A 16,818-nucleotide genomic window follows, 5' to 3' on the forward strand; every position below is an offset into this window, starting at 1 on the left:
ATTTAATGGCGTATTCATGCGCTTTTTGTTAGCAAAAGTGACTGCTGGTACAATATGATGGTCAAACAGAGCTGCTGCTTGCAGCAGGACAATAGAATAGCAAAAGGAAAAAGGGACGGTACAGTGGCCGCAGAAACGCTCGCCGTTACCGGGTTCGCAGGACATTCCAGTCCTTCACGTCCGCTTCCGGTTCAGACATCCGCACCGCTACAGAACCAGATATCCCGATCGGATTTTAAACATATCAGGTCAGACCCCGATACGTGACGGCAGCGTCATGTGCCTGGCCTTGAATATCCAGCAAAAATACGTCCGGAGCAACCGGATAACGATAGCCTCGGCGCGTGCCCGTTGCACGCAGTCGATCAGAGAACGGAATTGAACTGCTCATGCCTGAGGTGATGTTTGCCGGCCCCGACGGCCGGCTCGAAGGTCGTTACCACCACTGTAAGGAAGCGGGTGCGCCGCTCGCTCTGATACTTCATCCTCACCCGCTGCACGGGGGGACGATGAATAACCGTATCACCTATACCATGTACCAGTCGTTTCAGCGGCTGGGCTTTTCCGTAATGCGTTTTAATTTCCGCGGTGTCGGTCGCAGCCAGGGCCGTTATGATGGCGGGATTGGTGAAATCGGTGATGCCGCCGGGGCACTGGACTGGATGCAGTCCGTCAACCCCAACCATGGCGGTCTTTGGATTGCCGGATATTCCTTCGGTGCCTTCATCGGCATGCAGTTGCTGATGCGCCGCCCGGAAATCTCAGGATGGGTCAGTGTCGCGCCGCCGGCCAATCATTATGATTTCGGCTTCCTCGCCCCCTGCCCCTGCGGCGGTCTGATGCTGCATGGCGATGCGGACGAGCTGGTGCCGGAACCCGCAGTGCGCAAGCTGGTGGACAAGCTGAACACCCAGAAAAATGTCGAGGTCGATTACCGCGTGTTCAAGGGTGCGGATCACGTCTTCGCTTCCCATGCCGAAAAAGTCTCCGAAGCGGTCGAGGACTATGTCGGTCGCTCGATCGGTGCTCGACCGATGGCGCTGGCGGCTGACTGATTAAAAATATGGCTCCCCGGTCAGACTGGTCTTGTTCAGACTGGTCTGACTGGGGAACACCTGACCAATCTGCCTCCGCTGATCGGCGTTTTCACACCGGTTGTCGCCGGTTCACTCAACGGCAATCCCCGAACGCTTCTGACCGCCAGATAGCCGAAGCACTGCGCTTCCAGCGCATCCCCATCCCATCCGAACGCCTCCCCTGGATAGACCGGCACAGCGAGCCGCCCCTGCAGGGCCTCCATGATCGCCGGATTGCGACGCCCGCCCCCCACGATGATCCAGCCGCCCGGCTCCCGGCCCGGCCAGCGCAGGGCCGCAATGGAGGCCGCGGTAAAGGCCGTCAGCGTTGCCGCGCCATCTCCGGCGGAAAGATCATGCACCCCGCTTTCCGTCAGGCTGTGCGAGAAATCCAGCCGATCCAGTGATTTCGGTGGAGGCAGGCGGAAAAACGGAGCCGCCAGCAGCCGCGCCAGCACGGCCTGATCCACGCGCCCCGACCGCGCCAAGGCTCCGTCACGGTCACATTCCTGCCCGGTATGAAGGGTGGCCCAATCATCCAGCGGGCCATTACCCGGCCCGGTATCGGAGGCCGAGATCGTGCCATCCCGCCCGATCAAGGTGACATTGCTCACGCCACCGATATTCAGGACCGCGATATAATCCGCCCCATGCCATGCCGCCTCCGGCAGGCCCTCTGCCAGCGCACGATGAAACAGCGGCACCAGCGGCGCACCTTGCCCGCCTGCCTGCATATCGGCCGAGCGGAAATCATGGACCACATCAATCCCGGTCAGCCGGGCCAGCAAGGCGGCATCGCCAATCTGCCAGGTCCAACCCTCCTGCGGACGGTGCAATATAGTCTGACCATGAAACCCGAGCAGATTTGCGCGCACCCCCAGCGCCTTCACGGCATCGGCATGGCGTTCCGTCAGGCGGCGCTCGACATCATGCAGGAAAGGATCATACGCCCCCTTCACAAGACCCGGCGCACTATCCAGCAAACGCCGTAGATCAGCCCGTAACCCAGGATCATAAGAAACGGTCACTGCGGGACCATAGCCGGTGATGCTCACACCATCCGTCTCGATCACCGCCGCATCGACCCCGTCGAGAGACGTCCCACTCATCAAGCCGATGGCGCGGAGAGGAGGAGACATATTCTGCGGCTGCGTTGCATCAGCGGCCATTCACCAGCGCCTTTTCCCGTGCTAACCCGCGCATCATGTCACGCAGCGCATTTCTTCGCGAGGCCGAGGCCCGCGGTTTCCTGTTCCAGTGCACCGATCAGGAGGCTCTGGACAACGCCCTCAGCAACGGCACAGTCAGCGCCTATACAGGCTTCGACTGCACCGCCGACAGTCTGCATGTCGGGCATATGATGCAGATCATGCTGCTGCGCCTGTTGCAGCGGCACGGGCATCGGCCCGTCGTTCTGCTGGGCGGCGGCACCACACGGATCGGCGATCCTTCCTTCCGCGAGGAAGCCCGTCAGCTTCTGACCGATGCCCAGATTGCCGCGAATATGGATGGCATCCGCGCCAATATCGAGCCGTTCCTGACTTTCGGCACCGGCCCTACCGATGCCACGCTGGTGAACAATGCCGACTGGCTGGACACGCTCGGCTATATCGAGATCCTGCGGGAGGTGGGTGTTCATTTCAGCATCAATCGCATGCTGTCCTTCGACAGTGTCCGCACCCGGCTGGAGCGCGAACAAGGGCTGACCTTTCTGGAGTTCAACTACTCCATCCTGCAAAGCTATGATTTCAGGGAGCTGAACCGTCGCCTTGGTGTGACGCTGCAATTCGGTGGCTCCGATCAGTGGAGCAACATCATCTCCGGCGTCGATCTGGTCCGACGCACGGATGGAAAGCAGGTTTTCGGCTTTACCGCGCCGCTGGTCACCACCGCATCAGGGGCGAAAATGGGCAAGACGGCGAAGGGTGCGGTCTGGCTGACGGCGGAAAAGCTCAGCCCGTATGATTACTGGCAGTTCTGGCGCAATACGGAAGATGCCGATGTCGGCCGCTTCCTGCGCCTGTTCACCGAACTGCCGCTGGACGAGATCGGCCGCCTCGCCGCCCTGCAAGGTGCGGAGATCAACGAGGCCAAGAAAATCCTCGCCACGGAAGCAACCGGGATCCTGCATGGCCGGGAGTCGGCAGAGGCCGCCGCGGAAACCGCCCGCCGCGCCTTTGAGCAGGGCGAAGCCGCCGACACGCTGCCGAGTGTCGCCATTGCAGCCTCCGAGCTGGCGGAGGGGCTGCCGATCCTCCGCGCCCTGACGGTTGCAGGTCTGGCGCAATCCAATGGTGAGGCCCGCCGCCTGATCCGGGGTGGTGGCGCGCGCGTGAATAATGAGGCCGTCACGGATGAAATGCTGAAACTCTCCCCCGCCGATCTTCAGGATGGGGCCATCAAGCTTTCGGCCGGGCGCAAACAGCATCGTCTGCTGAAGCCGGTCTGAACAACGGCTGATCCGGTCAGGCGGCTACAGGCCTGACCGGATTGAAAGCCTATCCAGCCAGAACGGCGTGGAAATGATCCAGCGCCCAGTCCGCCTGATCCCGCGTCAGGACCAGCGGCGGAGCGATACGGATCGTGTGGTCATGCGTTTCCTTGCAGAGCAGGCCGCGTGTCTGCAACTGCTCACAGATGCGGCGCGCGCCGCCTGCATCGGGGTGCAGCTCCACCGCCAGCATCAGGCCACGCCCGCGCACCTCCCTGATGATCGCACCACCGATGGCACGCAAACCATTCAACAGATGCGCGCCGATCACAGCGGCATTCTCGATCATGCCTTCCTCGATCAGCACCCGGAGCGCCGCACGAGCCACCGCGCAAGCCAGCGGATTACCGCCAAACGTGCTGCCATGCTCGCCGGGACGCAGAACGCCCAGCACCTCATCAGTCGAAAGCACCGCTGAAACCGGGTAGAAACCACCCGACAGTGCCTTGCCCAGCAAGGTTACATCCGCCTCGATACCTTCATGTTCCTCGGCCAGCAATTTGCCGGTGCGGCCGAGGCCGGTCTGAATCTCATCCAGAATCATCAGCACACGATGACGGGTACACAGGGCACGTGCAGCCCGCAGATACCCATCCGGCGGAATGATCACCCCGGCCTCGCCCTGAATCGGCTCGGCCATAAAGGCGACCGTGTTGGGGCCGATCGCTGCTTCCAGCGCGGCGATATCGCCATACGGGACGACACGGAAACCCGGCGTGAACGGCCCGAATTCGCGCCGCGCCGTTTCATCGGTGCTGAAGCTGACGATAGAAGTGGTGCGGCCATGGAAATTCTCGGCACAGACGATGATCTCCGCCTGCCCATCCGGCACGCCCTTGATCTGATAACCCCATTTGCGGGCTACCTTGATGGCGCTTTCCACCGCCTCGGCCCCGGAATTCATCGGCAGCACCCGGTGGGAGCGTGTCAGCCTGCACAGCTCTTCATAAAACGGAGCCAGCTGGTCATTGCCGAAAGCACGGGAAGTCAGGGTCAGAACCGAAGCCTGCGCCTTCATTGCCTCCAGAATTTTCGGGTGGCAATGACCTTGATTGACGGCGGAATAGGCAGAGAGACAGTCCAGATAACGCTTACCCTCCACATCCCAGACCCAGACGCCCTCGCCACGACTCAGCACCACTGGCAGCGGCTTATAATTGCGCGCGCCATAGACGGCTTCCTTGGCGAGAAAATCCTGATTGGTCCCTGTGGAGCTGGCGGTGCCCGCCAGAATGTCGCTCATCGGTGGTGATCCCTGGTCTACAGTGCGATTATACGGAGCAACCGCACCTCAAGGGGACGCTTCATAATCCCCCCTCCCGCAAAAGCCGACCAAAAAATACGCTGGCCTGCTCAGACAGGAGCCATGCCATATCGTGCTGCCACCAGCGCCACACAGCGTTCGAAAATATCGAGGCAGGCGAAATCACGGCTTTGTCCATTTTCCGGCAGTACCAGAGCGATACCCTGTTCCTCCAGCAGACCCGGTATCATCAGATTATCTGGCAGACCGAAATCCTCTACCTCCATCCCCGCTACGGGATCGGGACAGCGGGCGATATGGGCGTAGCTGCGGGATGCGAAGGACGCCGCATCGTTGCTGTAACCGTAAACAGGCCGTCCTTTGCCACCGAACCAGCCCAGCTCCACCAGCGTCCCTGCATCCGCCGAAGCGCCGCGAAACGGGGTCAGATTGGCGATGACCACGTCGCAGGCCTCCATCATCACCAGATTGGCCCGGAAAATCCGTTCCCATGGTGGCAGCTTCACTGTACCACTCTCGGCTACCGGCGCGCGGGCGTGCAACCCGTAATGCTCACAGATGGCGATCTTGCGGGCCGCGCGCTCCGGCGCATCCGGCATGAAAACATCAGGCCCGGCAAGATAGGCAATCGGTCGGCGCAACAGAAATACTCCGTGATCAGGCGGACTCATAAAAGGCGGTTCCAACCACCCATCATTACGGTCGTCTGAAATAGTCGAAAATCCCGCGTAAAAAACCGGGGGTCAAAGTGGCAAGGGGATTCAGGCTGACCTGTGGATCCTGCAAGCTGCCGCTCAGGGCATAGGTTGCCGCAAACACGCCGCCGCCTTTTTCAGGACTGAACAATTTTCCCACCAGCGGCAAATGGCCCGGCAACGTGTTGAACATATAAGCCGGCACAATCGTACCTTCCAGCGCCAGTGTCTGGCCGGACAGGTCAATACGCCCTTTCATCGTCCCCCCCAGCGAAATGGTGTAGGCACGGGCGTCATTAAAAATCAGTTCGTCATCGGTCAGGCTGAACGGCGCAATCAGATCATTTACCGGCAAACCGGGACCACTGAGCGCATCGACCAGCCCATACAGCGTCATCGCCTGCAACACCTTGGCCGCCGCAGGGGCGCCGCGCACGCTGAACTGATGCAGTTTTGCGGTGCCGCTGAGCCGGTGATCAGGGCTGGTATCGTCAAAGTGGCCATGCAGGGTCAAGCGGCCATTGATAATCTCATCGGTCAGATCGAGCGTACTCAACAGGGCGCCCGCATCGGTCGCCTGTGCATCCAGCACTCTTCCTCTGCCATCCGGAACGATAACAAAGGAAAACAGGCCACCTGCCGTATCTCGCCCCGTTACCGTGACATTGCGATAAAGCGTGCCGTCATTGACGATGGCAATGCTCATGCCGAGCACTGCGCCCTGATCCACGGCGATCAGCCGGTCGAGCTTTCCGCTGATCTGAAAAGGCTGACCTGGTTTCTGATCCTGCACCTGATCGCGGCGTCGATAGGAGGACTTACGCAATCCCTGACGCTTCAACGGATGACTGAGATCGATCACGCCACCTGTAAGACGGCCCTGAATGGGTGCTCCCGCCCTGCCCGGAAACAGGATGGAGCCGGAAAGATGACTGTCACCCACCTGTACCGTCTCGAACTGAAGCAGTGTCCCGCCCCCATCCGCACCAGCCGCACTGCCTGAAAGAGACAAATTCGGCGCAGACACCTGAAGATTCTGCACGACGGACAGATGATCGCCCTGAAGAGTAATAGAGGCACTGGCATTGCCTGGCTGACCTGCGCTTTTCTGCCAGCCCAACCGATCGATCACGGCAGATAGATCAGTCAGATCGGCCGACAGATCGACCGTTGCTTTTCCGCTGCGATGACGGTTGTAGGAGACCTCGATATCAGTGGTACCCGACAGATTGATCTTGCCACTTTTTATCCCCAGGCGCTCCAGATCAGCCACCGCGGCATGCGCCTGAATGGCCACCTTCTCCAACACCTGCTGCGGCGGTCCATGACGGAAATCCATGCCTGCCCTGATCCGGGCAGGGATATCCGCCACCACGCAATGCCCGGTCAATGACAGACCGTTCTCCGAAACATCATAGTTAAAATCACCCTCTTCCAGATCTCGCCCGGCCAATACATCATGCAGAACCAAAGCATTGATGCGCCCTTCGGAGGCTATGGCGACATCTTCCATGGCGACTTTTTTTCTCAACGGCAGCGCCACGTTGAGAATCCCGGAGAATTGTCCCTCCGGCTGCCCCAGATCCATCGGATGATCACTGAGCAGATGCAGTCTCGGATGCGAGAGAAGCTTCTCAAGTCCTGGAACGCTCCCTGAAAGATCACCCTGAATGACGGATTGCTGATCTTTCTCCGACAATCCAGCGATCTCCATCACTGCATGCCTGACCGCGATTCCGTATTCGGGCACATGACCGCCTCCGGCCTCGATGGTCAGCCGGTGCGGGTCAACCACCCGTACCGTGCCATTCATTCCCTGAATGGGCGGTACCGGACGCAGCCAATGAATGGAAGCATTCCGTATCGTCAGAAGACCATCGATCCCATCCAGCGCCGGATGACGAAAATTCTCACCGACTGAGGCCATCAAGGTGAGCGTGCCGGATTCAATCCGGCCCACCTTCATGTTCTGGGTGATCCATTCATGCGCACCATGCGCAAGACGGGAAGGCCACAGAGAGGGCAGCCCATCCAACGGCAGAACCCCGACATCCAGATGGAATTGCGCATGGCGGCGACCTTCCGAGACCGGCTCCAGACTGCCGCTGCCTTTGAAAACCGGTGCGGCGCCCGCATCCCCCTCCAGCCCCAGCGTCAGGGAAGACAGAAAAGTGCGCCCGGTGATCATGTCGGCATCGAGACGGGCGGCAAAAATCCGTATCTTCACCGTCTGATTGTCTATCGTTACGGTGCCGGGCTGGCTCTGGACATCAAGGCTCGCCCGTTTGAAAGCAAGATCAGAACCAATCAGCGCGGTTGCACGCAGACCAACCGGAACCTCAGCTGCGGCCAGCATTTTTGCCTGCGAAGACAGGTCAGCCAGAGCAGAAACGGGAATCATCCCGGCCTCGAACACGATCCCCAGCCCGTTTCGATCCGATCCGTTTTGTACCAGCGCCGCGTCACCGACTCTCAACGATAAGGGGGTCGAAGCACCTCCCGCCATCAATCGGGCGTGAACCGATCCATCCAGCGGTGGCGGAGAATCATCTACCTTCTTTCTCTCGACCGATAAGGCAGGTCCACGGTGGAATGAGGCTTCTACTTCCTCCAGACGCCACGACGCCGCCGAAATTTCCGTGCGGGCCGCCACACTCAGCCGATGAACCTCGAGATGATCGGGGAGCAGTGCCCAGCTCCGGCGCTCCCATGTTCTGAACGCCTCCAGATGACGCTGAGGGTCGAAATCGTCAGGCGATGGAGCAGAGACAGCCCCTTCGCGAGAAAGTGGCAGCGTAATAGAGGTATCCTCGATCAGCACCGTCTGCACACGCGGCTGTCGGGACAGCAGCAGGCCGGGGATCGCCCCGACCCTGATCAGCCCGATCCGGGCCAGATCAGGCGCAGTTTTCGGCTGGCGCAAATCCCGGATGGCCGCACCGCGCAATTGCACGTCCAGCATGGTATCGGGACCATGTTTCCAGCCATCCCAGGTGATCACCAGATGCTGAATATCGATGTGAAAAGGCGCAAGCCTACCCGGCAGACGCACAGCCAGCCCTTGCCCACCGGCTTTGCTGACCGCCGCCCCGCCCGGCAGGTCGTTACCGGTCCGGGCCAATCCCTGTAAACTGCGCCCGAGAATATCGGTCAGATCGAGTGGACCATGCGACAGGCGCAACCCCAGCGCCACGAAGCCGACCGAAACCAGCACAGCGGCCCCGATGGCGATCTGCAATGCCAGACGGATAACCCTGCCGAGCAGCCATCCGGCTTGACCACTCCACCGCCTCACGGGAAGGCTTCCAGTCTGCCAGCGCATGCGTAAGGAACCGGCACGTGACCGACAGCCTGCCTCCCACAAGGATCGACATTCCCCTGACCAAGGAACAGGCATCGGGTGATCTGCTGAAGGCATGTTGGCCTGCCCCCGCCAATCACCATGCCGCCGAGCGGTTGCTGGAGCAGTTTGCTGCGCTGGGGGAAGCCGAGGCTCAGGCGCTGATGCACCCCGCCTTCCGTGTCATGTTGAAAGCGGTGGGAGGGAACAGCCCCTATTTGTCCGAACTGGCCCTGAAAGAATCCGCTCTGTTGCTGGAAGCCGTGGCGATCGGTCCCGAAGCCAGTCTGGAACAGATTTTTTCCCGCCTCGCCGCCGTACCGGCCACGACGTCCCGTCTGCCTCTGGCTGCGGCACTGAGGACGGCCAAACGGCAGGCGGCGCTGATCATTGCGCTGGGCGATACGGGAGGATTGTTCACACTTGAACAAGTCACCTCCGCCCTCTCCACCCTTGCAGAGAGCACGTTGCGCAAGGCCGTGGCACATCTGTTGAACGAAGCGGCCTCTGCCGGTCGCATTCATCTTCCAGACCCGTCGGAGGCTGCTGCCGGCAGCGGTTTCACCGTGCTCGGCATGGGCAAGCTCGGCGCGCGGGAATTGAACTATTCCAGTGATATCGACCTCATTCTTCTTTACGATCCTGCGTCCCAGGCCGGATCTCAGGCCGAGTCGCGGGATGAGCTGGGCGCCCTGTTTACACGGATTGCGCGGAATATCGTCGCCTTGATGGAAAGTCGCAATGAAGGCGGTGCGGACGGAGGATATGTGTTCCGCACCGATCTGCGTCTGCGCCCGGACCCCGGCGCCACGGCCCCTGCCATCTCTCTGCCGGCCGCCCTCAGCTATTACGAAAGTATGGGACAGAATTGGGAACGGGCCGCCATGTCCAAGGCACGCCCTGTCGCGGGTGACCTCGCACTGGGTCAGATGTTTCTGGACGCCATCCGGCCCTTCATCTGGCGTCGCTATCTGGATTTCGCCGCCATAGCCGACGTTCATGCCATGAAGCGCCGTATCGACACCCATCGCGGCAACGGGCGCGGCACGCCCCCTACCTCCATGTTGGACCGACTGGCCGGCTTCAATCTGAAGCTCGGTCAGGGCGGTATCCGCGAGATCGAGTTTCTGGTGCAAACCCTCGAACTGGTATGGGGGGGCCGCGATCCGGAATTGCGTGAACCACGCACCCTGATCGCCCTGCCCCTGCTGGTCGATCGTCAACACCTTGCCCCCGATGTCGCGAAGGAACTGGCGGAGGCTTACCGCTTTCTGCGCATGGCCGAACACCGGGTCCAGATGGTCAATGATCGCCAGACCCATTCCCTGCCAGCGCCCGGACCCTATATGGCGGAACAGATGCAGGCTATCGCCCTGTTCCTCGGCTTTCCCGATACGGACACCTTCGGCGCGACCTTGCTGCATCATGTGGATCGGGTGCGCGCCCATTATCGTATGCTGTTCGAGAGCGTACCGGACGGCCCTGATCAGGCCAATCAACTCGATTTCAGCGGTGACGGCGAGCCGGCAGCCACGATCGAGGCTTTGCAAGCCATGGGATATGCAAAGCCGCCCCAGGTGGTCGAGATCGTCCGCGCCTGGCATAGCGGGCGACTGCGCGCCTTGCGCTCGGAACGGGCCAGGCAGCTTCTGACTGCCCTGCTGCCCAGCCTGTTGGGAACATTCGCCCACCAGAGCCAGCCCGATGCCGTGTTGACCCGTTTCGATAAATTGTTGGCGCAGCTTCCCGCAGGCGTGCAGATTTTGTCGCTTTTCCAGCGCAATCCCGCGCTGCTGGAGCGGGTGGCACGGGTATTGGGGGCTGCCCCGTCTCTCTCCGATCATCTGGCCAGTGTACCAGGCGCATTGGAGGGGCTGATCATCCCCGGGGAAACACCTCCCCAGGCTGTCCGGCAGATTGTGGATGCGCTCAGTGACTGCCGCGATCTGGAGGAAGTCATCCGTGCCCTGCGCGAAACCGCGCGGCAGGAGGATTTCCGTATTTCCGTCGCCACCATGACCGGAGATATGGATGTGGATGAAGCCGGAATCGTCCGCACCGCAATGGCGGATGGCGTCATCAACGCCCTGCTGCCGCATGTCATGGAGGACCACATATCCCGCCATGGCATCATCCCGAATGGCGGGATCGCCGTGGTTGCGCTCGGCAAGGCGGGCGGGCGGGAGATGATGGCCGGCTCCGATCTCGATCTGATGATGATCTATGATCATCCGGAAGATATCGGTGAAAGTCAGCCCGGCGACAATCCGGGCACGCGCCCATTGCCACCCAGCGCCTACTACACACGGGCGGCACAGAGCTTTATTGCCAAACTGACCGCACAGGGACCGGGCGGCCCGGCTTTTGCTGTGGATATGCGCCTGCGCCCTTCCGGTAATCAGGGACCGGTGGCTGTGTCCCTCTCCTCCTTCCAGCGTTACCATCGGGAAAGCGCGTGGACCTGGGAACGGATGGCCCTGACCCGCGCCCGTGTCATCGCCGGCCCTGAAGCCTTGTGCCAGCGGGTGAGGGAGGCAATCGAAACCGCTCTGAACCGTCCTGTCCCTGCCGAGACGATCCGTGCCGATGCCGCCGCAATGCGCGCGAGGATCGTGCGGGAACATCCCAATCCCGGCCCGTGGGATATCCGTACCCGGCCCGGTGGGCAGCAGGAGGTAGAGTTCATTGTTCAGGTTCTGCAGTTGATTCACGGTCCGGCCAACCCATCGGTGCGTGCCACCTCAACGCGTGACGCTGTCGGACAGCTGCATCAGGCCGGTTTTCTGTCCGCAGAAGATAGGGAATTGTTGATCCACGCCGACCATCTGGGCCGCGGTGTTCAAGGTCTGCTGCGGATCACGCTGGGCCGGACGGCGCGGGACAGACTGCCAGCGGCATCGGCCGAGGCGCTGGTGGAGGCTCTGGCCGAGCCGGGAGTCACCGATGAAGATACACTGAGGGACCGTCTCGATGATATCAGCCAGCGGGTGCGGGCGGCGTTCATCCGCCATATCGGCGATATTCCCGTGCCCGGGCAGAGTCGATGACTGATGACTAAAGAGAATGACTTTTCCGATCCAGGCACCCTGTGCCATGCAGGCGCATGACAGTCGAACACTCTGACAGGGAGATTCCCGCCATGAGCACTCTTGCCGAAGGTGATACCGCCCCGGACTTCACCCTTCCCGCCAGCCGCGACCGCACGGCCAGCCTTTCCTCACTGCGGGGCAAACCGGTCGTGGTCTATTTCTATCCCAAGGCCGATACGTCGGGTTGCACCAAGGAAGCCTGCGCCTTTCAGGAGGCCCTGCCCGCGCTGGGAAAAAGCGGCCTGACCGTCATCGGCATATCGCGTGACAAGATGAAGGCCATTGATGCCTTCGCCGACAAATACGCGCTCGATTTCCCGCTGGCCTCCGATGAGAACGGCACGGTTTCAGAGGCGTACGGAACGTGGATCGAAAAATCCATGTATGGACGCAGCTATATGGGTCTGGATCGCGCCACTTTCCTGATCGACGCGGAGGGACACATCGCCCGCATCTGGCGCAAGGTGAAAGTCACCGGCCATGTCAAACAGGTGACGGCGGCAGCGGCAGAGCTTTGACCGGCCTCGCCAACACCGAATGGTGCATGGCGTAGGTAAGGTAGAACACCAGCGCAACCGCGATCCAGCCCGCAAAGAAAGCCAGTGTGACGGATGGCAGCAGCACGATCAGATAGAGACAGCACACCACGCTGAGCAGTGGCACCCACGGATATAACGGAACACGATAACAGCAGGGCAGATCGCCATGGCGACGCCGCAGGACGATCAGCCCTGCCGAGACGGTCAGAAATGCGATCAGCGTTCCCATGCTGGTCAGATTGGCGAGCATATCAAGCGGAAACATCGCAGCCAGAGCCGCAACCGCCGCTGCCACGATCCATGTATTGAACAGGGGGACATGGCGGCCCGGATCGACATGATGAAACACCGGCGGCATCAGACCGTCACGGCTCATCACGAACAGAATGCGGGTCTGGCCATATATCGTCACCAGCGTCACACTGAAAATCGACACCAGGGCACCGATGCATAACAACATGGAAGGCCAAACGGAGCCGGTCACCTGTTCCAGTATCACGGCCAGTCCGGCTTCCTGACCGGCAAACCTTGTCCATGGTTGCGCGCCGATCGCCGCCACAGCGACGACCATATACACAAGCGAGACGATGCCCAGACACAACAGAATAGCGCGCGGCAAAGTGGGACCCGGATCCTTCACCTCCTCGGCCGCGGTGCAGATCGTATCGATGCCGACATAGGAGAAAAACACTGTCGCGGCAGCACTGCCGACACCGCTGAGACCCAAAGGCATGAACGGGGTCAGATGCTGCACCCGAAAGGCACAGAGTGCGATCCCCGCAAACAACAACAGAACCAGCAGCTTCACGCCCACCAGAACGGCGTTGACCGTGCTGGATTCCGCAACACCACGTGACAGCAGACCAGCACAGAGCATGACCAGCACAAGCGCAGGCAGGTTGATATAGCCCCCACTGCCCGGTGCCGCGGTCATCGCATGCGGCAATGTCAGGCCAATTGTGTCGCCCAGAAACTGGTTCAGATACTGCGCCCAGCCCACCGCAATGGCGGAGGCCGCCACGCCATATTCCAGCAGCAGACAGGCCCCCACCAGAAAAGCCGCGACCTCTCCCATCGTTGCATAGGTGTAGGAATAGGAGGAACCGGCCTCCGGTATGGTGGAGGCGACTTCGGCATAGCAAAGCGCCGTCAGCGCTGCTGTCAGCCCGGCGATTACAAAGGCCAGTATCGTCCCCGGCCCCGCTTTCGGTACCGCTGTCGCCAGAGCCACAAAAATTCCGGTGCCGATGGTTGAACCGACACCCATCATCGCCAGACGCCACAGACCAATCGTGCGCGACAGCCTGGCCTTACCCGCGTCTGACGACACCTCACCACCGGCAAGGGCAATATTCCGGCATCTCAGAACAGCCTGGAGCCAGGATGCTTTATCCGCCATTCTTTCGGGCAACCTTCCACTGTTGGCGTGAGACGAACCAGCGGCGCCATGAGACGGCAGCAATCATCAGGCAGGCAAGCCCCGCCACTTCCCAAGCCGGACGCGGGCCAAGTGTAATCGTCATGCGCCATGCCGTCGCCAGATCGGGCGGCCAGTTTGCACTTAGCACAAGATGCCAGTTCAAACCCCGCACCAGCCCATACCATGCGGCTTCAAGCAGGGCCGTAGCCGGAATGGCTGCCAAGGACAGAATAATAACGCCCCACAAGCCTCGATGCTGACGCGGCCATAAACGCCATGCCATAAGTGCACAAAATATACCGCTCCAGACAGCCTCCTGCGAGATGTCGATCTTCGCCTGAATAAGGCCATGCATCAGCGCCAGTATGACCAGCACATACACGGCACGATGCAGTTTTTTCCACCGCCGCCCCAGCCTGCGCATCCATGAATCCGTGGATGTCACCGCCAGCACGACAAGCCCGCACAGCGCCACCAACCCAATAAGCAGGTAAAAATGGCTGCCAATTTCGGAGCAGATCAGCCAGAGGCGTCCATTCTCATACACTCCATACAGCGCCAGATGCAGGAGCGCATAACACGCCGTTCCCACCCCGATCATGCGCCGCACGATCAACAGGCGGGGCCATGATAGAGCCTCCCGCAAGGGAGTGATCGCCAGCGAGACCAGCAGGAAGCGGATCGTCCACCGCCCCGTCTCATGCAGAGCCGCCTTCAACGGCTCGGCCCCCAATTCCTGATAAAGGCCGCTCTTCAGCAGATGGGCTGCCGGATACATCAGGAACAGGAAAGCCATCAGGCGCAGCAAAGAAAAACGCCCGGCACGGTCATGCCATGGCACCCAGCCCTGTCGGGGCATGCGTTCCGTCACGGAGCCGCCTTCAGCGCCTCCGGGGTGGTGTGCGCATAGGAAGCAGGGATCTTGAATAAATCCGCGTCAAGCTTCTCCGTCGAGACAGAAACCGCCTGTGCCACGATTTGCTCCCCGATCCGCACCTGTAACAACATGCCATCACTGGTCATGCACATGGCGGCAGGGGCCGTCTTCGGTGTTGCGGTCTTGCCATCCGCCGTGACGACCCACTCCGTGCAGGGCAGGCCGTCGACAACGCGCGATCCGGCTTTTTCATATTGCATCTCCGGCGTGGCAGCTCCGGCAAGAGGCTCAATTTCCGGCATTTTCGACTTGCCGACGACCTGCGGTCTCGGGTCCGACGCCTCGATATCCAGCACTCCGTGGCGGAGCGGATCGACCAGCGCGATATGCATATCGGCCCGATTGATCAGCATATAAAGCCCGCCCTGCGGCGGATCGATCCGCTGTATCTGGCGGGAGGCCAGCCAGCGCACACGCTCCGTCGTCATGGCCCCGTCATGCTGTATGCGATAGGTGATGTCAGTATCATGTGCGCATTGCAGCACTGGCTGCTCACCCGCCTGCGCGCAGGCTGCCAGCAGGCCAAGCGCCACAAACAGCGCCAGAAAAGTGCCGTATTTCATCGCCCGATCAAATTCCTCATTGTCTTCATGGCGCCACCCATCTGCAACGCCCCCTGTCCATTCCCGGAGAGCAGACCCTGCACCATACCCGGCGGCAAATCCATTTTCTGATACCCGTCCGGAATCCTGAATAAAGTCTGCGGCTGCGGGGCATATTTCACGCTGGTTGCATGCAGGCTGCCGGTGCGACCCTCTGTATCTGTTCCCTCACCGCTGAGCAGGATACCATCATCACTGAGGCAGATCGTTCCCTGTCCCTGCCGGGACGTGACATGCCACAAAGTGCAGGCAATGCCGGCAATCCGGCTGGTCCCGGTGCGGGTGAAATTCTCGGTCGGGGAGAGCACCAGCGCACTGACCGGCGTGCTGGAAATGGCACTGGTGACGTAGATATTGATCTGGTTCAGCACCAAGGTCGCACGATCTTGCCGCGGATCAAGCAGCAAAAAGCCGGGTTGCCGGTCAGCCTCAATCCGTGCCTCCCCAACTGTGCTTGAATAGAACAGCCTGCCCTGACGGGGCCGCCCGGTTTCACCGGCTTTCGCACCGGTCAGGGTATAAACCACGGACACATCTTTCTGCGGCACCAGATGGGCGGGCTGATCGGCAAAGGCGGGGTGACTGGAGAATGACACACCAGCCAGCAGTGCCAGTGCACTTAGACGCTGCGCCCTCATCCGATGCCGCGGCATGATGTCATGGGCCATGATCATTCCTTTCCTTGCCTGCCAATTCCCTGAACGCATGAACCAACAAAGCGTGTGGCGGAGTCGCGATCCAGTCTGCCCGGATATCCACGCAAGCCGCCAGTCGCTGCCTGTATGCCTCACGTGGGATTTCCATGGCACCGAACTGTGTCAGATGCGTGGTGACAAACTGCGTATCCAGCAGCCGGAACCCGCCCAGCCGCAAACGGGCCACCAGATGTGTCAGCGCAACCTTCGATGCATCACGCACTGTGCTGAACATGCTTTCACCGAAGAACACAGCGCCCAGCACCACACCATACAGACCACCCACCAGCTTTCCGTCCTGCCATGCCTCGACAGAATGGGCATGACCGATTCGATGGAGATCGATGAAAAGCCGCTTGATTTCAGCGTTGATCCAGCTATCCATGCGCCCCTGCCGTGGCACCGCACAGCCATGGATCACGGCAGGAAAGTCACTGTCGATCCGCACCTCGAACCGCTCGCCCAGAACAGTGCGCAACAAACGGCGCGGCAGATGAAACCCGTCCAGTGGCAGGATGCCGCGCTCTTCAGGATCGAGCCAGTAAAGACGCGCACCGTCTCGTGTTTCGGCCATGGGGAACAGGCCTGCACGATAGGCCTGTAATATCAACTCCGGAGTGATCTCGAAGGCGCGTCGCGACATGCCTTCCTATCCTTCCGCGTTACCTTA

General features: G+C 60.7%; 13 protein-coding genes. 4 read left to right on the forward strand and 9 right to left on the reverse strand.

What is annotated here, in order from left to right; translation table 11 throughout:
* Positions 1 to 389 precede the first annotated feature (389 nt).
* Positions 390 to 1,055, forward strand: coding sequence for an alpha/beta hydrolase (locus GBCGDNIH1_RS22240; RefSeq protein ID WP_011632645.1), 666 nt, complete (start codon positions 390 to 392; stop codon positions 1,053 to 1,055).
* A 35-nt stretch (positions 1,056 to 1,090) separates the two neighbouring features.
* Here GBCGDNIH1_RS22240 and GBCGDNIH1_RS22245 read toward each other — a convergent pair whose 3' ends face one another.
* Positions 1,091 to 2,245 (reverse strand): anhydro-N-acetylmuramic acid kinase, encoded by a 1,155-nt coding sequence (locus GBCGDNIH1_RS22245; protein ID WP_011632646.1) that lies wholly within the window; start codon positions 2,243 to 2,245, stop codon positions 1,091 to 1,093.
* 35 nt (positions 2,246 to 2,280) lie between these two features.
* On the opposite strand from GBCGDNIH1_RS22245, the gene tyrS reads away from it, so the two are divergent.
* Positions 2,281 to 3,525 (forward strand): tyrosine--tRNA ligase, encoded by a 1,245-nt coding sequence (gene tyrS / locus GBCGDNIH1_RS22250; RefSeq protein WP_043453051.1) that lies wholly within the window; start codon positions 2,281 to 2,283, stop codon positions 3,523 to 3,525.
* Positions 3,526 to 3,574: 49 nt separating this feature from the next.
* On the opposite strand, the gene rocD is transcribed toward tyrS, so the two are convergent.
* The 3 genes from rocD to GBCGDNIH1_RS22265 all read right to left on the reverse strand — a co-directional run bounded on the left by rocD (position 3,575) and on the right by GBCGDNIH1_RS22265 (position 8,821).
* Positions 3,575 to 4,810, reverse strand: coding sequence for an ornithine--oxo-acid transaminase (rocD, locus tag GBCGDNIH1_RS22255; RefSeq protein ID WP_011632648.1), 1,236 nt, complete (start codon positions 4,808 to 4,810; stop codon positions 3,575 to 3,577).
* Positions 4,811 to 4,920: 110 nt separating this feature from the next.
* A complete protein-coding gene (locus GBCGDNIH1_RS22260; RefSeq protein WP_232449645.1) occupies positions 4,921 to 5,502 on the reverse strand; it encodes a nucleoside 2-deoxyribosyltransferase in 582 nt (193 codons plus the stop codon).
* Positions 5,503 to 5,527: 25 nt separating this feature from the next.
* Positions 5,528 to 8,821, reverse strand: coding sequence for an AsmA-like C-terminal region-containing protein (locus GBCGDNIH1_RS22265; RefSeq protein WP_162288478.1), 3,294 nt, complete (start codon positions 8,819 to 8,821; stop codon positions 5,528 to 5,530).
* Positions 8,822 to 8,865: 44 nt separating this feature from the next.
* Here GBCGDNIH1_RS22265 and GBCGDNIH1_RS22270 point away from each other — a divergent pair, with 44 nt between their 5' ends.
* The gene (locus GBCGDNIH1_RS22270) at positions 8,866 to 11,913 is read left to right on the forward strand and encodes a bifunctional [glutamine synthetase] adenylyltransferase/[glutamine synthetase]-adenylyl-L-tyrosine phosphorylase (protein ID WP_232449646.1); all 3,048 of its coding nucleotides are present in this window, start codon (positions 8,866 to 8,868) and stop codon (positions 11,911 to 11,913) included.
* 92 nt (positions 11,914 to 12,005) lie between these two features.
* Positions 12,006 to 12,473 carry a thioredoxin-dependent thiol peroxidase gene (gene bcp / locus GBCGDNIH1_RS22275; protein ID WP_043453055.1) on the forward strand — a complete coding sequence of 156 codons (468 nt, stop codon included), beginning with the start codon at positions 12,006 to 12,008 and terminating at the stop codon, positions 12,471 to 12,473.
* On the opposite strand, the gene GBCGDNIH1_RS22280 is transcribed toward bcp, so the two are convergent.
* The 5 genes from GBCGDNIH1_RS22280 to aat are packed head-to-tail and all read right to left on the reverse strand — an operon-like array spanning position 12,439 to position 16,791.
* Positions 12,439 to 13,893, reverse strand: coding sequence for an APC family permease (locus GBCGDNIH1_RS22280; RefSeq protein ID WP_011632652.1), 1,455 nt, complete (start codon positions 13,891 to 13,893; stop codon positions 12,439 to 12,441). The genes bcp and GBCGDNIH1_RS22280 overlap by 35 nt on opposite strands.
* Positions 13,883 to 14,785 (reverse strand): sulfite oxidase heme-binding subunit YedZ, encoded by a 903-nt coding sequence (locus GBCGDNIH1_RS22285; RefSeq protein ID WP_011632653.1) that lies wholly within the window; start codon positions 14,783 to 14,785, stop codon positions 13,883 to 13,885. Before GBCGDNIH1_RS22285 ends, GBCGDNIH1_RS22280 begins: the two co-directional genes overlap by 11 nt.
* Positions 14,782 to 15,414 carry a hypothetical protein gene (locus tag GBCGDNIH1_RS22290; RefSeq protein WP_011632654.1) on the reverse strand — a complete coding sequence of 211 codons (633 nt, stop codon included), beginning with the start codon at positions 15,412 to 15,414 and terminating at the stop codon, positions 14,782 to 14,784. The genes GBCGDNIH1_RS22285 and GBCGDNIH1_RS22290 overlap by 4 nt, the downstream gene beginning before the upstream one ends.
* Positions 15,411 to 16,121 carry a hypothetical protein gene (locus GBCGDNIH1_RS22295; RefSeq protein WP_025318554.1) on the reverse strand — a complete coding sequence of 237 codons (711 nt, stop codon included), beginning with the start codon at positions 16,119 to 16,121 and terminating at the stop codon, positions 15,411 to 15,413. Before GBCGDNIH1_RS22295 ends, GBCGDNIH1_RS22290 begins: the two co-directional genes overlap by 4 nt.
* Positions 16,111 to 16,791, reverse strand: a complete 681-nt coding sequence (gene aat, locus GBCGDNIH1_RS22300) for a leucyl/phenylalanyl-tRNA--protein transferase (RefSeq protein ID WP_011632656.1) — start codon at positions 16,789 to 16,791, stop codon at positions 16,111 to 16,113. Before aat ends, GBCGDNIH1_RS22295 begins: the two co-directional genes overlap by 11 nt.
* Positions 16,792 to 16,818: the final 27 nt, after the last annotated feature.

It is taken from the genome of Granulibacter bethesdensis CGDNIH1, from assembly GCF_000014285.2.
Lineage (GTDB): Bacteria > Pseudomonadota > Alphaproteobacteria > Acetobacterales > Acetobacteraceae > Granulibacter > Granulibacter bethesdensis.

Coding starts and splice junctions, on each gene's coding strand:
- GBCGDNIH1_RS22240 (WP_011632645.1), top strand. CDS start 390: ATGCCTGAGGTGATGTTTGCCGGCCCCGACGGCCGGCTCGAAGGTCGT.
- GBCGDNIH1_RS22245 (WP_011632646.1), bottom strand. CDS start 2,245: ATGGCCGCTGATGCAACGCAGCCGCAGAATATGTCTCCTCCTCTCCGC.
- tyrS (WP_043453051.1), top strand. CDS start 2,281: ATGTCACGCAGCGCATTTCTTCGCGAGGCCGAGGCCCGCGGTTTCCTG.
- rocD (WP_011632648.1), bottom strand. CDS start 4,810: ATGAGCGACATTCTGGCGGGCACCGCCAGCTCCACAGGGACCAATCAG.
- GBCGDNIH1_RS22260 (WP_232449645.1), bottom strand. CDS start 5,502: ATGAGTCCGCCTGATCACGGAGTATTTCTGTTGCGCCGACCGATTGCC.
- bcp (WP_043453055.1), top strand. CDS start 12,006: ATGAGCACTCTTGCCGAAGGTGATACCGCCCCGGACTTCACCCTTCCC.
- GBCGDNIH1_RS22280 (WP_011632652.1), bottom strand. CDS start 13,893: ATGGCGGATAAAGCATCCTGGCTCCAGGCTGTTCTGAGATGCCGGAAT.
- GBCGDNIH1_RS22290 (WP_011632654.1), bottom strand. CDS start 15,414: ATGAAATACGGCACTTTTCTGGCGCTGTTTGTGGCGCTTGGCCTGCTG.
- GBCGDNIH1_RS22295 (WP_025318554.1), bottom strand. CDS start 16,121: ATGGCCCATGACATCATGCCGCGGCATCGGATGAGGGCGCAGCGTCTA.
- aat (WP_011632656.1), bottom strand. CDS start 16,791: ATGTCGCGACGCGCCTTCGAGATCACTCCGGAGTTGATATTACAGGCC.